Origin of the sequence: Paenibacillus sp. FSL R7-0048 (assembly GCF_038004505.1) — a bacterium.
GTDB lineage: Bacteria > Bacillota > Bacilli > Paenibacillales > Paenibacillaceae > Paenibacillus_AQ > Paenibacillus_AQ odorifer.
The window spans coordinates 1,845,811-1,860,439 of the sequence record NZ_JBBORF010000001.1; the positions used below are offsets into that span (position 1 = coordinate 1,845,811).

The 14,629-nt window shown below is 42.0% G+C and carries 10 protein-coding genes; 5 read left to right on the forward strand and 5 right to left on the reverse strand.

Translation table 11 applies throughout. The features are described from left to right. Positions 1–28 precede the first annotated feature (28 nt). From NSQ91_RS07915 to NSQ91_RS07925, 3 genes are all read right to left on the reverse strand, one after another. Positions 29–943 carry an ArsR/SmtB family transcription factor gene (locus NSQ91_RS07915; RefSeq protein ID WP_076100540.1) on the reverse strand — a complete coding sequence of 305 codons (915 nt, stop codon included), beginning with the start codon at positions 941–943 and terminating at the stop codon, positions 29–31. A 192-nt stretch (positions 944–1,135) separates the two neighbouring features. Then, complete coding sequence (locus NSQ91_RS07920) at positions 1,136–5,953, reverse strand: LamG-like jellyroll fold domain-containing protein (RefSeq protein ID WP_076303814.1); 4,818 nt, start codon at positions 5,951–5,953, stop codon at positions 1,136–1,138. 481 nt (positions 5,954–6,434) lie between these two features. Then, entirely contained in the window at positions 6,435–7,340 is a 906-nt protein-coding gene (locus NSQ91_RS07925; RefSeq protein WP_076126270.1) for an ArsR/SmtB family transcription factor, read from the reverse strand. A 276-nt stretch (positions 7,341–7,616) separates the two neighbouring features. Between NSQ91_RS07925 and NSQ91_RS07930 the strand changes: the two genes are divergently transcribed. The 4 genes from NSQ91_RS07930 to NSQ91_RS07945 all read left to right on the forward strand — a co-directional run bounded on the left by NSQ91_RS07930 (position 7,617) and on the right by NSQ91_RS07945 (position 11,833). Then, complete coding sequence (locus tag NSQ91_RS07930; RefSeq protein WP_036675642.1) at positions 7,617–8,861, forward strand: extracellular solute-binding protein; 1,245 nt, start codon at positions 7,617–7,619, stop codon at positions 8,859–8,861. A 79-nt stretch (positions 8,862–8,940) separates the two neighbouring features. After that, complete coding sequence (locus NSQ91_RS07935) at positions 8,941–9,819, forward strand: carbohydrate ABC transporter permease (protein WP_076138280.1); 879 nt, start codon at positions 8,941–8,943, stop codon at positions 9,817–9,819. A gap of 53 nt (positions 9,820–9,872) precedes the next feature. Beyond that, positions 9,873–10,769 carry a carbohydrate ABC transporter permease gene (locus NSQ91_RS07940; RefSeq protein WP_036675639.1) on the forward strand — a complete coding sequence of 299 codons (897 nt, stop codon included), beginning with the start codon at positions 9,873–9,875 and terminating at the stop codon, positions 10,767–10,769. A 104-nt stretch (positions 10,770–10,873) separates the two neighbouring features. Continuing rightward, positions 10,874–11,833, forward strand: coding sequence for a glycoside hydrolase family 43 protein (locus tag NSQ91_RS07945; RefSeq protein WP_076184723.1), 960 nt, complete (start codon positions 10,874–10,876; stop codon positions 11,831–11,833). Positions 11,834–12,167: 334 nt separating this feature from the next. Here NSQ91_RS07945 and NSQ91_RS07950 read toward each other — a convergent pair whose 3' ends face one another. Both NSQ91_RS07950 and NSQ91_RS07955 read right to left on the reverse strand, forming a co-directional pair. Further along, a complete protein-coding gene (locus tag NSQ91_RS07950; protein WP_076281115.1) occupies positions 12,168–12,980 on the reverse strand; it encodes an ABC transporter permease subunit in 813 nt (270 codons plus the stop codon). After that, positions 12,980–13,864, reverse strand: coding sequence for an ABC transporter ATP-binding protein (locus tag NSQ91_RS07955; protein WP_339191141.1), 885 nt, complete (start codon positions 13,862–13,864; stop codon positions 12,980–12,982). The genes NSQ91_RS07950 and NSQ91_RS07955 overlap by 1 nt, the downstream gene beginning before the upstream one ends. Positions 13,865–14,029: 165 nt before the next feature. Here NSQ91_RS07955 and NSQ91_RS07960 point away from each other — a divergent pair, with 165 nt between their 5' ends. Further along, complete coding sequence (locus NSQ91_RS07960) at positions 14,030–14,623, forward strand: TetR/AcrR family transcriptional regulator (RefSeq protein WP_076126280.1); 594 nt, start codon at positions 14,030–14,032, stop codon at positions 14,621–14,623. Positions 14,624–14,629: the final 6 nt, after the last annotated feature.

Consider the following 14,629-nt stretch of genomic DNA (forward strand, 5'->3'; position numbering starts at 1 on the left):
GACTCTCCAATGGGAGGTGAATGCGGCTTTATTCTTGGTTATCCGTATAGAACAACTCAACGATTAGATCTTCATTATAATTTCCAAAACCTTTGCCAAAAAGAGTAATCCCGCCAATATGCTCGGCATCTTCATCTACGGAAAGCTTGAAAGACCACTGTTTGTCACGGATATTCACTTGATCAAGGGTAACTTCTGAGAGCTTCAAACCATCCATAAATGTACCTTTTGCTGTAATGCGCAGCTGCTTGAGCAAGCCGTATTGGTTCGTGAGTGCTGGCCACCAGGCCGGTGTATATTTACCACGGCTATCCCCGTAGTCACCGGGACTTGTCCAGAATCCAAGCTTCACTCCGTTCAGAGTGAATGTGATATCCGAAGGCCAATTATTATTAATGGAAGGTGCTTCGGAAGCAATTTCCATGGTTATAATCAGTTCCTCAGGATGCTGGCTGGAGAGGAGGAAATTAGGGATTTTATATTCGATAAATCCTTTGCCGAACCAAAGAATCCCCGCATTCATACGCTCAAGATCCCAGAAATAGCGGGGATCATCAAAACTGCCGATCACTTTCTCAGTAGTTGCAAGACCACAGGTTGGCTCGATCAGGAAGTCGGAGTAATGTCCAACCGGAATTTCCTTGCGATAACTTTTGCGCTCATTGATCTGTCTGCCTGGGAAGGTGATTTCTGCTCCTTCAGCAGCTAGAGTACAGATCTTTTGCAGACCACTTCGACCAGGTGCCATATGCGTCTGGATCAGTCCGGCAGCTTCCAGCTTACGCACATGCATAGTCATAATGGCGCTGCTCAAATTTACTGCTGCGGCCAATTCCTTAACATTCATAGGATTTTCGGCAAGCAAACGCAACATATGCAGGCGTACTGAGCTGGCTAAAGCTTCATAGACGGGAAGGGATTCTTCCGACAGGTCAAGTTTCATAAATGGCCTCCAATTAAAATTTATGGGCTAATCGCCGATGATTAAGAAATTTATTAATAACAATATAAAAATCGACGTTTATTTCGGATGTATAGTTAATGATTATATTAGTTAAATACTTTTTTTACAATATGGGACTTTAAAAAAAGAACGGAGCCTGTGGCTCCGCTCTCTTTTCAAATCAAATCTTGCTTAATCTACGTTCGAGCTATACTCTGCCTGTACTTCATCTGACTTGAGCGCTCTGCTGTAAATCTTCAGTTCATCAATCATACCCTTAAATGGTGCATCCCAATAGTTGACGCCTAGAGCGAAAACGCCGTTCTTGTTCTTAAAGACATTCGGGAAGCCCTCACCAGAGAACTGCTCTACTCCGTTGAGGTAAACTTTTACGGTACCATTGCTGACCGTAAACGCAACATGTGTCCATGTATTTACTGGAATCTTCATGGCAGAAATAGCATCATACCAAGCTTCTCCGGACCATAACAACGTTTTACCGCCACCGTTCTGAGGAACGAAGCTAATCCAGCTATTTTTAGTGGCAGCGCCGAAGAAAGTAGTTGTTGCATCTGTAAGTTGTTCAGGATTTAGCCACATAGATACGGTGTAGGTATTGCTGTCAATTAATCCATCAGGCAAACGGATACCGGAGGTACCGTTGAATATTGCAGCTTGACCGAGGACACCGTTACCGTATGTGATATTGCCTACTGTTGGGCTATCTACTTTTGCTCCTGTAACTTCGCCTTTTCCGTTCAATTGGAAGGAGTCATCCAGGTCGCCATCAAAAGCATAATGAGCTACTTTTCCATCAGTTACATTTACTGTGTAGCTGGCTGAAACTTCGCTTCCATCAGTCGCTGTTGCAGTAATTACAGCTTGGCCACCGACAGTTAGTGCTGTTACTATTCCGCTCGCTGCGTCAACAGCCACTACGCTGGAATCGCTAGAGCTCCAAGTTAGCGCCTTATTTCCGGCATTGGTTGGAAGCACACTTACTTGAGGGGTGAAAGTATTTCCTACAGCTACTGATTTAACAGCTTCACTGAATGAAATATTACTTACTTTAATGTTCGTATCAGGCTCACCGTTTACAAGCCAGCCCACAGCTTCCGCAGACAATGCTCTATCATACACGCGGAATTTATCAACCAAACCTTTGTATGGTGCATCCCAGTAGTTCACACCAAGAGCAAATACACCGTTTTCTGTATCAAAAATATCTGTGAATCCTTTTCCGGAGGATTTCAATATACCATTTACGTACATATTGACTGTTCCAGCATTGTAAGTGAAGGCAATATGCGTCCACTGGTTAACTGGAATTTGTAAGCCTGTATCAGCATCTAGCCAAGTATCGCTACCGAACCAGAGTCTGGTGGTTGCTCCACCGTTTCCATATGGCAGGAGACTGAACCAGTTCGTTTCGGTTTTAGCACCGAAGAATACAGGAGTAAAAGCTTTTAATTCGGATGGGTTCAGCCACATCCCTACCGAATATGCGCTACTTTGAATTAATCCGTCAGGTAGACGAACACCGGATTTACCATCAAACTTGGCTGCCTGACCGTCTTTACCAGCCTCAAAAGTGATGTCTCCATCCTCAGTGTTGTTGATCAGATTTCCGGTGACTATGCCGTCAGCTGTGCGATCCCCATTTTCTGCAAGGTCGCCATCAAAGTCAAAGGCAGCTACTAAGCCGTCTTCCAATTGCGTGCTCTTTTTTTCCATAACAACGGCGGTGAAGGTCTTAGTTACTGCGACTTCACCTAGCTTAATTGTAGCAGTCAGTTCAACTGTAACGTTTCCAAGTCCAAGTTCAGGACGAGTAACCTTACCATTGTTAGCAATTACAGCCTCATTGGAAGAGGACCATGAAATTTCTGCTCCGCGCAAGCCTTCCGTAGGAAGGGTGATGTCATCGTATATTTTCCTTGTGTCACCAATACTCAAGCCTGCAGCAATATTGTTCAAAATCTGCTCAACGCTCATCGATTCCATCTGGCTGCCCCAGATAGTGATCCCTTGATCTGACATTGCGGTGAACGTCATAACATGCTGTTGGCGTGAGGAATCCCATTGCTTCACAAATACACCTTTGTAGAGATGTTGTACGGTGCTTCCATTTTCCGTTTCGTTAATGAGCAAATGAGCGAAGTACTCATCCTTCAATTCCCAAGTTCCGGTTAACGATCCAACGATCGTTCCGTCACTTTTTAGCTCGATATCTACTGTAGGTTTGATAATGCCTGAAACATCCTTGCCGTGGTTAACGAACTGATAAGAGCCGACAACATTATCCCGTGCTACAGCCCCAATAGTTTCACCCGTGTAACGATGTACGGCAGTTACTGGCCAGCCATCTTCGTTAGTGAACATTTGATGCACACGAAGTTCATGGGTTTCACCACGGAGTGGGAAACGAGTGTGGAAGAAGTTAAATATTTTACCCGTTTCATCATCATATTGTACCGAGTTATGTCCTGAGGACACATAACCATACGTTTGGAAATTCGGGTCTGCATTTTGATTTGTAAACATGAAGTTTCCTAACAGCTTATTACCATATGGTGTGTTGTCACCATCGGTAGTTAGAACAGCATTCTGTCCTGCTGCATCCGTATAAGGGCCGTCCGGATTTGTTGAACGGAACTGCCGCATGCTGTAACCGCCTTTGGAGTCCAATCCACCGTAAGTTACATACAAGAAGTAGTAACCAGTATCCTTATCGTAAACGATATACGGACCTTCACCCGATTTGGTCATTCCGCCAGAAATATGGGTTCCGAAATAGCGGTCGATAAGACGTCCATCAGCGGTCTTTCCATCTTTGCCTGGATATTTAGGTTCTCCGGTAGCTGGATCAATCTCCAGAATGAATATACCACCTGACCATGAACCATAAGTCATCCAAAGCTTGTTGTCTTTGTCGTAGAAAATAGTTGGGTCAATTGCATTTGTATAGGTTTTGTTTTGATACAAACCACCTGCATTAAACCAATCTGGATTGACACCTTCCAGCGTTCCATTGTCGATAAGGTCCTTGATATTTGTATTGTCCCATTTCTTATTTACTTTACTGTCACTGTCATAAGCTTCATCTTTGGTGAAACCGGAATAAATTACGGTATTTCCATAAGTATAAGGCCCTTCGATATTTTGCGAAGTGGCGTAGCCAATCGCCGAACGGATATAAGTAGAAGAAGCGCTGTAATACATCATATAAGCGCCAGTTGTTCCATCAGCGTTCTTATAATCGTTATTCCAGAATACGTCCGGTGCCCAGATGGAGAATCCGCCTTTACTGTCCGAATCGTTCTCGCCAGCCCACTTAAAGGATTCTGCCAGATTCTTGGACAGATCACCAAAAATCACGTTGCCCGGTGTTGTATAACCATTAGTGAACTGTGTCCAGTTCATCAGATCATCTGATTTGGCCGCATCGATATGGGAGCCAAATACATAATAAGTTCCATTATCCACTACCACCGATGGATCATGTACCGAGACATTGGTGAGTGCTGGTGCAGTTGCTCCCGGACTAGGTGTAGCCGTCGGACTAGGTGTAGCCGTCGGACTAGGTGTAGCCGTCGGACTAGGTGTAGCCGTGGGATTTGGTGTAGCCGTCGGATCTGGTGTAGCCGTTGGGGCCGGAGTAGCTGTAACTTCCGGAGCCGAAGTAGCAACAGAACCGCCGTTAGATCCACCGGTACCAGTGGTTGCCGTAGCCGTTGGAGTTGGTGTTTCAAAATGGATTAACTGACTGTACTTGCTATCAAAGATAACCTTACCCGTGCCTTGGATGGTTAGGATATCGTTGAAACCAAGGATTAGATTCTTGATTTCTGTACCTGCTTCTACACGCAGCTTGGCTTTTTGCTTCAGTGTAACTTCAGCAATACTGCCTGCTGTCAGATGGAGTGTAGGCTCTCCCAACGCTTGAAGCTCAACGGAATCAAAGCTTCCTTTCAGCTTGAGGATGGAATCCTTAGGCAGCGTATTCTCAACAATAACCCGGCTGAAACCTGCCCCCGTTAGTGCATCTTCCTCTAGTATTGCGCCGGAATGTACACGTACGTTTGGTACAGCACTTGTGCCTCTAGTAACGACTCGCAGCTTGCCGTTATGCTTATCTACTACCATTTCAGCAGCATTGGAGTCGCTTAGTACGACACTGTTCTCACCGCCACCAGAAACGAATACTTTTCCCTTAACAGTGACATTATTCAGTGTGACATCGCCCTCAGCAATACCTTCGGTAAGGTAGAGATTCCCTGAAATTGTGGAGTTTTTCAACTCTACGCCTGGGCTGCTGATAACCATATTCCGAGTGTTAATCCCCGAATAGCTTCCGCTCTTAGGCGTGATTTCTCCGCCCAGCTTCTCAATCATGCGCAGTGCTTCCGCTCTTGTTACAGCCTGAGTTCCTTTAAAGCTGCCGTCAGTGTAACCTTGCAGATAACCTTCACCAAGTAAAGACAATACTGCTTCTTGGCTCCATTCTGGCAAATCAGCAGCATCCTTTGGTGCAGAAGTGCCAACAGATGAGTTGAGTTGGAACAGTCTGTATAACATTACTGCAGCTTCTTGCCGACTTACTTGCTGTGCGGGTCGGAAGGTGCCATCGCTGTATCCTGTTACATATCCTGCAGCGGTTGCTTTTTGGATATCGCTGTAGTAAGCACCTGTCGTGGAAACATCCGTGAAGCCTATAACGGCTTTTTCCTGCAAATTAAAGACCCGATTAACCAGAGTAACCCACTCTGCACGGTTGATTTCTTGATTTGGCTTATATATTCCGTTTCCGTAACCGAGAATCAAGCCCTTATCTACCCAGGTTTGAAAATCTTTTTGTGCCCAGTGGCCGGAATAATCGGCAGTTTGTTGCTGAGTGGATAATGCGACTGCTTTGGAATCGCTTGCAGAAGCAGCAGAAATTAATGGAGCAGGCACTAATAGAGTGAGGGCAAGCAGGGAAGCGGTTAGTTTACCAGTAGTTTTTCTCAAATGTATGTTCCTCCGATTCTAGTGATGTAGAGCTTGTACACGCGTATTTTTCCAATTCCTCCCTTCTTTACTGAAAAAAATGTAAAACGCTTACATAAATAGCTACTAAAAAAACGCTTTTCGAATATGAAAATGGTTTTAATTTATGTATTACTAAACCATAACACGGAAAACGTTTTATAATGCTCTCATTTTAAGCATGATATCAGCAAATAGTCAAATAGAAATTTAATGATTTATGAATCTTTTTATATTTTTATAAATTATAAATTCAAAATAGAGGCAAATGATTTAACTACTGGTGATTACTGCTGAAGTGGATAAGAGTGAAATACAGTGAATGGATGACTAGGCGGGATATATCAGCAAGATAAAGAGAGGGGATAGGGCATAACAGGTGGGGGGGAGCTAAAGAAGAATAGCTAATTAGTTGTTCACCCCCGCAAAAAAACCAGTTTTGCTTAGATCATAAATGAAAAATTTACAGATAGTACAACTTGAAAATGATATCTTGATCATGGTTTCCGAATTTTTTTCCGAAAATCGTTGCTCCTCCTACGTGTTTTGCATCTTCCTTCACTTCGATCCGAAAGGTCCAACGATCACAATTCGTATCTAAATCCTCAATCGAAACCTGAGACAGCGGGTCACCGTCAATATAAGTTCCATTGTGGTTTGTAATTCTAATCGTTTTTAGCAATCCGTATTGATTGATATTGTGTGGCCACCATTCCGGTGTGAATTTACCTCTAGCATCAGCGAAGTCTCCGGGGCTCGTCCAAGTCCCTAATTCCAAGCCATTCAAAGAAAAGGTGATGTCTGAAGGCCATACGTCATTAGCAAAGGGGAATTCGGAAGAAAGCTCTAAGCTAATTTCAAATTGCTGTAAGGTTTCCTCTTTTTTTAGGAAATTAGCGATATTATATTGCACATAACCTTGCGTGAACCAGAGTATCTCTGCGTCCACTCTTTTAGAATCCATGAAATATTTAGGTTCGTCTACTCTGCCGATAAACTCCTTATCCGTAGCAAGTCCGCAAGTAGGTTTCAGATCATAATCGGTATAATGACCAATCGGCACTGATGTCTCGTAGGAGGCAAAGGAGTGAAAGATTTTTTTCGGGAAGTTAATCTCAATATGATCCACCCTAAGGATTGAGATTTTTTGCATTCCTGATTTACCAGGCACCTTTTCAGTTTTTATGAGCCCTGCATCTTCTAGTTTTTTAATGTGTTTGGTAACGATAGGACTGCTTATTTTAAGTTCTTCTGCCAAATCTTTGATGTTCATCTTATTTTTGGAGAGCAACTGAATAATTTTGATGCGTACTTCACTCGCTAAAGCTTCGTAAACAACAAGAGAGGATTTGTCGATTTCCAACTGCATTTTACCCACTTCTTTCAAAGTTATTTCATATACTGTAAAGTTTATTAATCTATATATAAAGTAACATGAAAGGTAACCGAAGTAAATATAATATCGCTTTCATCTCCGAGAGATGAATCAAAAGGTTAATTAAACGAAAAAAAATTCTGTTAAGTTTATTTAAATGTTATTGACTACGCTTTCACAATGAATGTATACTAATCTCAAGTTAATCGTTTTCAAAGAAAGTGAACATGAATGGTTATCTTAACATTACAGCTGCAGGGGGAGAGAGTAATGAAAAAGAAATTTGGAGTTTTATTAGCAACGGTTCTAACATTATCGACAGTTTTGGCAGGATGCGGTGGTAAAGATGATAGTAAGACGATTACGTTCTGGACACCGCTGACCGGTGATGACGGTGCTTATATGGATCAAATTGTTAAAAACTACAATGCAACGAATCCCGAAATTAAAGTAAAACATGTTATTACGGCTGATATGTACACAAAAATTTCTACAGTTTTGGCATCTAGCAAAGGTGTTCCTGATTTAGCAATTATCCACGCTGACCGTGTTCCTGGGTTTGTTAAACAAGGTGTACTGGAATCCATGCAAGATACCGTATTGCCAGCACAACCTGAACTGAAAGCTGAAAACTACTTACCACAAGCTTGGAACACTGGTAATATCGATGGAACTCAATACACAGTTCCTCTTGATATTCATAGTAACGTAATGTATTACAATAAAGATTTGCTGAAAAAATATAACGCTGAATCCTTCTTGGATGATAACGTTGTTACTATTGATGAAATGCTTTCCTTACAAGGTAAATTGGATGAAGGCGATTACGTAGTTAATGATGCCTTGCTGGGCTGGGTTATCTTGGCTCAAATTCAAGATTTGGGCGGGGATATCCAAGTCGATGGAAAACCGGCTGTTAATACCCCTGTATTTAAACAAGCGTTTGAAAATGTTAAGAAAATCGCCGATGCTGGCCTGATGACTCCATTTGGTGAAGACGGTTACTTGATGTTCCAATCTCAAAATGTACTTTTCTCGACAGACGGAACTTGGAGTTCTACAGCACATGCTGGGGTTGAAGGCTTGAACTTTGGCGTGACCAATGTTTATTCTCCTACTCCTGATAAATTCACCAACAGATCTTCTTCTCACTTGTTCGCTATGTTGAAGAATGATAAGAGAACAGACGAAAAAGAAGTGGGTATTGCTAACTTCTTGGAATATGTTCGTACGAATTCGATGGAATGGGCAAAAGCTGGACAAAACGTAGCAAGTAACGTAGTTAACCAAAGCCCTGAGTACAAAGACTATATGCAATCCTTCTTTACATCTGATGAAAAAGAAATCGAATCCCTATACATTTACACCTATGAATACTACCCATACATTGCGGAAGCTGTAGATACTTACTGTGCGGATATCGTGCGTGGCAACGTTGATATTGATGAGACTTTGGCAACGATGCAAAAATTTGTTGAAGATAAAATTGCGGAAAGCAGCAGTGCAGCAAAATAAAGCAAAATAGAATAGATTGTACGAAGTAATGTGCCATGTTATGGTGCATTACTTTGTGCAAAAGGAGAAATGAATTCCTATGAAAAAGAAAATCAATTGGGCACCTGCTTTCTTTGTAGGTCCGCATGTCATTTTGTTTGCTGTCTTCATTTTATTGCCAACGATTTATGGGATTTATGCTTCATTTACAAAATGGAATTTAATGAGTGATCCGGTATGGGTAGGCTTTGATAACTATAAGGCTATTCTTTTTGACAACAGTTCAACCTTTCATACTCAATTTTTCAGAGGTCTAAAAAATACATTGATTTTCGTTGCTATGTCTGTTCCGTTGCTGATTATTATTCCATTAATGGTCGCGGTGGCGTTGGAACATAAAAAAGTTAAAATGAAGAGCTTAATTCAATCTATTCTTTATATTCCTGGCTTGATTTCAATTTCTGCGGCCGCACTGATTTGGCTGTTGATCTTTAATAAGCAACTTGGGATCACTGGTAATCTATTTGGATCACAAATTGCTTGGCCTGCAAATCAACCCTATGCGTGGATTATTATCATTGTAATTACTTTATGGGGTGGTATTGGGGGCAACATGATTATCTATCGTGCTTCCTTAAGTGGCGTTTCTCAAGAGTTATATGAATCGGCTGAGCTCGATGGTGCGGGTTCTATTAAAAAATTCACTAGTATTACCTTGCCATCTATTCGTTTTCCATTAATTTATACCTTTGTTATGACAACTGCGGGTGCCTTTAATGTATTCGGCCAACCGTTAATGATGACCGATGGCGGACCTCGACAAAGTACACACGTTCTAATGATGTATATTCGTCAATTAGCTTTCGGTAACGGTGAGTCCATCGCCGGGATGGCATCAGCTATGGCAGTTTTACTGGGATTAGTTATTTTGGTGATCTCAGCGCTGCAATATTTTGTAATGAACCGAAATGCTTCATAGCTTCGCAGAAACTAATTGACTAACAAGGAAATGGAAAAGGTAGGTGTACTAAAATGTCAAACCAGGCAGTAAATCCAGTTGTAAATACAACAGGCAAAATAAAAGGCTCCTCCAGTGTAAGTATTTCAAAATATATTTCCTATATATTTCTAGGTATCCTATGTGTGATTTGGATCATTCCTGTTATATTCGGGATTTCCACCTCATTTAGATCACAAACGGAAGTAGTATCCTCGGGCTTTAGACTATTTCCTAAAGAGTGGGTCTTTGAGAACTACGTTACAATCCTAAACAATACCTCTACAGCTCCAATTCTACGTTGGTTAGGTAACTCATTGTTTATTGCCACATCTCACACCATTCTGGTTGTTATTGTTATTTCGATTACAGGTTTTGGTTACACCCGTATTAAGTTTAAAGGAAGAGACACATTGTTCTTTACTTTGCTGGGGATCTCCTTCTTCCCGGGTGTTGTTAACTTGATTCCTTCTTATAAAATCATTGACTCCTTTGGTTGGGTGAATACTTCCTGGGCTATGATTATCCCTGGTCTTGCGGGTATGGGTAATATCTTCTTGGTCAGACAGTTTATGAACGGTATCCCAAAAGAATTAGATGAATCGGCTAAAGTTGATGGTGCTAGTGACTTTAGAATTTTCGCGCAAATTATATTGCCGTTAGTTAAACCAATATTGATTGTTTGCGGATTGTTCTCCTTTACTGGATCTTGGAATGACTTCCTCTGGCCGGTTATTGTGTACACAGATGTAGACAAAATGCCAATTACCGCTGGTTTGCTCTTATTGCAAGACATCTACGGAAACTATCGTATGATCGGACAATTAATGGGCTCGGCAATCATGGCGATTATTCCAACATTGCTGCTATTCGTTTTTGCACAAAAATACTTCGTTCAATCCATCAACCTGAATTCGGGTATCAAAGGTTAGATCGAATGAACTTAAACTTAAATACACCTTGACTTCTTATAAGGAAGGGTGTGTTTTGGTGACCTGCAAATATAAAAAAAGAGATAAATATAGGAGTTGTCATTGTGAGAGAATTTAATGTGAAAAATCCACTAGTTGAGCAACGAGCAGATCCTTGGATCTATAAACATACTGACGGGTACTACTATTTCATAGCTTCAGTTCCGGAGTTCGATAGAATTGAGCTTCGCCGTTCTGAATCCATTCAAGGATTAGCTGAGGCTGAAGGGAAGACCATTTGGGTTAAGCATGAAACGGGCTTGATGAGTGCTAATATCTGGGCGCCAGAGATTCATTATATTGATGGGAAATGGTACGTGTATTATGCAGCTGCACATACCTCTGATACGAAAGATGGTTTATTTGATCATCGCATGTTTGCACTAGAAAACTCATCCGCAAATCCTTTAGAGGGTGAATGGGTCGAAAAGGGTCAAATAAAAACAAAATGGGAATCTTTTGCCTTGGATGCAACAACTTTTGAGCATAAAGGAGTTAGATATTACGTTTGGGCACAAAAAGATCCTGCTATCCCTGGCAATTCAAATATTTATATTTCCGAAATGGAGAATCCTTGGACACTAAAAGGCGAGCAGGTGTGCATCACCACTCCTGAATACGATTGGGAAAAAATCGGATTTTTGGTGAATGAAGGCGCGGCAATCCTTAAGCGTAATGGACGCATTTTCATGACTTTCTCAGCTAGTGCAACAGATCACAACTATTGTATGGGATTGTTGACTGCTGATGAGAATAGTGATTTGATGGATCCAAAATCATGGGTCAAGACACCTGAACCTGTGTTTACGACTTCTGAGGAAAACGGCCAATATGGTCCGGGACATAATAGCTTCACTGTCTCTGAGGATGGCACACAGGATATCCTTGTTTTCCATGCTAGAAGCTATAAGGAAATTGTCGGTGATCCGCTTTACGATCCGAATCGTCACGCACGTGTGCAAGTAATCCAGTGGAATGAAGACGGAACGCCAAACTTTGGTGTACCTAGACCGGATACGAAATAAAAAGGGATTTGTCGCATAAAACAACAGAGCAATGATTCTCCCAGAGGTGGAGAAACACTGCTCTGTTGTTTTTTATAAGAGTCATAGTTATAACCCTCCTGAGGCTTAAGGACTCAGCTGACGCTATTTGCAAATTTTTGGACATTTGAGGAAGGTTGCGGACCCCAGTGCAGCTATTCCTTTAGAAAAGGTTCATTTTTGCTGTTCTTCAAGCCAATAACGACTTTAGGGTCCGTTAGGTACACAAATTTGTGATAAAGTTGCATTTAAGGTCAACGGTGTCCGATAGTTGCTTCGGGAACGCGTAAAAGCAAGATGATCAAATGAGGTACTCTTATAATGGAAGATCCCGTCTTCTGAACAGCTCTACTCCCAAGGAAAAGGTGAACACTCCGATCAACAGCAGCCAACTGGAGACCTGAATAATCTCCACGTTGCCCTGAACGATTTCCCCGGGTTGATAGAAGGAGAATAAGGTTAGGAAACGCAGTCCTTCCAGTTTGTCGCTTATTTTACCGAGTAGATCCAGAGTGAAAAATCCGAAGGCGATGGCGCCGGAAATTCCGAGCGCTTTTTTCTCGTCATTACATACAGAGGACACGAGAAAGGTAAGGCCGCCTACCGCAAAAAATAATAAAAACGCCACGGTATTCAGCTGAGCGAAGCGACCACTGTTAAAGTCATATTCACTGCCAAGGAACCATGCTTTACCTAATAATCCGGCGAGGGTGGTTACACCCATAATTAAGAGTAATGCTGTAGTGAGAACAAGTGCCTGCGTGGTAGCGACTTTTCTCCGTGTAGTTGGGGCTATGAGCAGATAGGCCATGGAGCCGTGATCCACGAGTCGAGCCATAAGCTGCGTTGACATTTGCACACAAACTATGGATAGAATCAGAACTAGTATAAGTCCATAATATTCTCCGGAGATAAAAGCTTCTGCACTAGTAAAACCGCTATTTAGCCCAAAGGCTTTACCCACACCCTCTGGCATCGCCTTAATAAGGTCATCAATTGCTTGTGTACTCCCCGCAATCCCAGGATAAAGCCAGATCATAAACAGAATATAGAAGGCAGAACCAAAGGCGTAATTCAATATTCCTTTCAGGTTCACTCGCATCATTTCCTTATAGAGCGGAAGATTCATTACACTACCCCCTCGCGGTCATAATAGTCCATGAAGATGTCCTCCAGATTTTGCGTGAATACGTCGATGCTGCGGATATTGTATTTTCCAGTTTCCCGGATGAATCGGTCATAATTGCCCTGCACAGCTATGCGGACCTTATTTCCCTCATGAGCTTCCACTTGTAGGCCGGAGGCGGCAAAATCCACTGCATCTTCACTATTCGCAAAAATGACCTCAAACAGCTTCCGTTGCATCGATTGCAGTTCATGAATATTTTTTACGGTGATAATCCGTCCGTCTTTGATAATTGCGGCGCGGTCACAGGTGCGTTCAATTTCTTGAAAGCTGTGTGAGGACATGAGAAAGGTGGTTCCGGCTGATTTTTCCTCCAGTACCAGATCAATAAATACCTTTTGCATGAGCGGGTCGAGACCCGAGGTAGGTTCATCCAGAATAATAACGTCAGGACTGTGCATAAAAGCAGCGACGATTCCGACCTTTTGCTTCATTCCCTTTGACATTTTTCGGATCGGAGTGGTGGCATCAAATTGCAAACGTTCAATCAGCTGCTCGCGTTTGGTAGTATTTTTGATTCCCTGCATGGCTGAGATAAATTTAAGGAAAGAAAGACCCGTCATCCCATCAAAAAAGTTGATTTCACCGGGTAAGTAGCCGATATGCTTCTGGACTGTCCCTTGTGCCTTCCATACATCAAGCCCATGGATACTCGCATGCCCTTGATCTGGTTTCATAAAACCCATGATATGCCGTATGGTCGTCGATTTACCCGCACCGTTAGGACCCAGAAATCCAAAAACCTCGCCTTTATTTACGGTAAATGTTACATCTTCGATTCCTTTGCCATTCGAAAATCGTTTAGTTAAGCCTTCTACTACCAGCATGCTGCCACCCCCGCCGCAAAATAATGAACTATTATGAATCAGATATTTCATATGTTATATTATTCCTAGTGGTTAATGAAGTCAATATAATTATGAAATAATTGAAATGGAATATTTCATTAAATTTGAATATGCATACTTAATAACGAAGTTAGGGTGGAAACTATGAATGGCTTTGAGAAGAGAGCAGCACAGATTAAACTCAAAATTATGAAAACTACCATGGAGATGCTCAAGAACTGGGAACCGAAACGTCTACGGATCGCTGATATTGCGAAAGAAGCAGGGGTCTCTCAGGTGACGATTTATAATTATTTTGGCAGTAAGGAAGCGCTGCTTAGTGAGTCTTTTAAAGACTTTGTTCAGAAGGAAATTCAGGAATTTGAAGATTACATTTATCAAGAGCATTCTCTAAAGGAGATTATTGGTTACATTCTAACCATGGAGAGGGAAACTTACAGCGGTTTATCTCCCGCAACTGTGAAGGAGCTTATGGTTGAGGATCAAGAAATGTTCCATTATATTGAGGAACGATATGCGAATGACATTTTGCCGGTGCTGGTGAAGATGGTCGAGGATGGGAAAGCGCGGGGAGAAATCTCAAATAAAGTATCCACCAAAGGGATACTTTCACTAATGGGGATGTATATGCGTAATGCAGGTGAACTTCTAGACGAAGCTAGCAAACAGGAAGATATGGATGCCTTCATCGAGGAAGCCATCCATATTTTCTTCTATGGCATTTGCGGGAAAGAGTAAGGGGAG

What these genes read in the sequence shown, in the direction of transcription:
- NSQ91_RS07915 (WP_076100540.1), bottom strand. Translation starts at nt 943, where the DNA reads ATGAAACTTGACCTGTCGGAAGAATCCCTTCCCGTCTATGAAGCTTTA.
- NSQ91_RS07925 (WP_076126270.1), bottom strand. Translation starts at nt 7,340, where the DNA reads ATGCAGTTGGAAATCGACAAATCCTCTCTTGTTGTTTACGAAGCTTTA.
- NSQ91_RS07930 (WP_036675642.1), top strand. Translation starts at nt 7,617, where the DNA reads ATGAAAAAGAAATTTGGAGTTTTATTAGCAACGGTTCTAACATTATCG.
- NSQ91_RS07935 (WP_076138280.1), top strand. Translation starts at nt 8,941, where the DNA reads ATGAAAAAGAAAATCAATTGGGCACCTGCTTTCTTTGTAGGTCCGCAT.
- NSQ91_RS07940 (WP_036675639.1), top strand. Translation starts at nt 9,873, where the DNA reads ATGTCAAACCAGGCAGTAAATCCAGTTGTAAATACAACAGGCAAAATA.
- NSQ91_RS07950 (WP_076281115.1), bottom strand. Translation starts at nt 12,980, where the DNA reads ATGAATCTTCCGCTCTATAAGGAAATGATGCGAGTGAACCTGAAAGGA.
- NSQ91_RS07955 (WP_339191141.1), bottom strand. Translation starts at nt 13,864, where the DNA reads ATGCTGGTAGTAGAAGGCTTAACTAAACGATTTTCGAATGGCAAAGGA.
- NSQ91_RS07960 (WP_076126280.1), top strand. Translation starts at nt 14,030, where the DNA reads ATGAATGGCTTTGAGAAGAGAGCAGCACAGATTAAACTCAAAATTATG.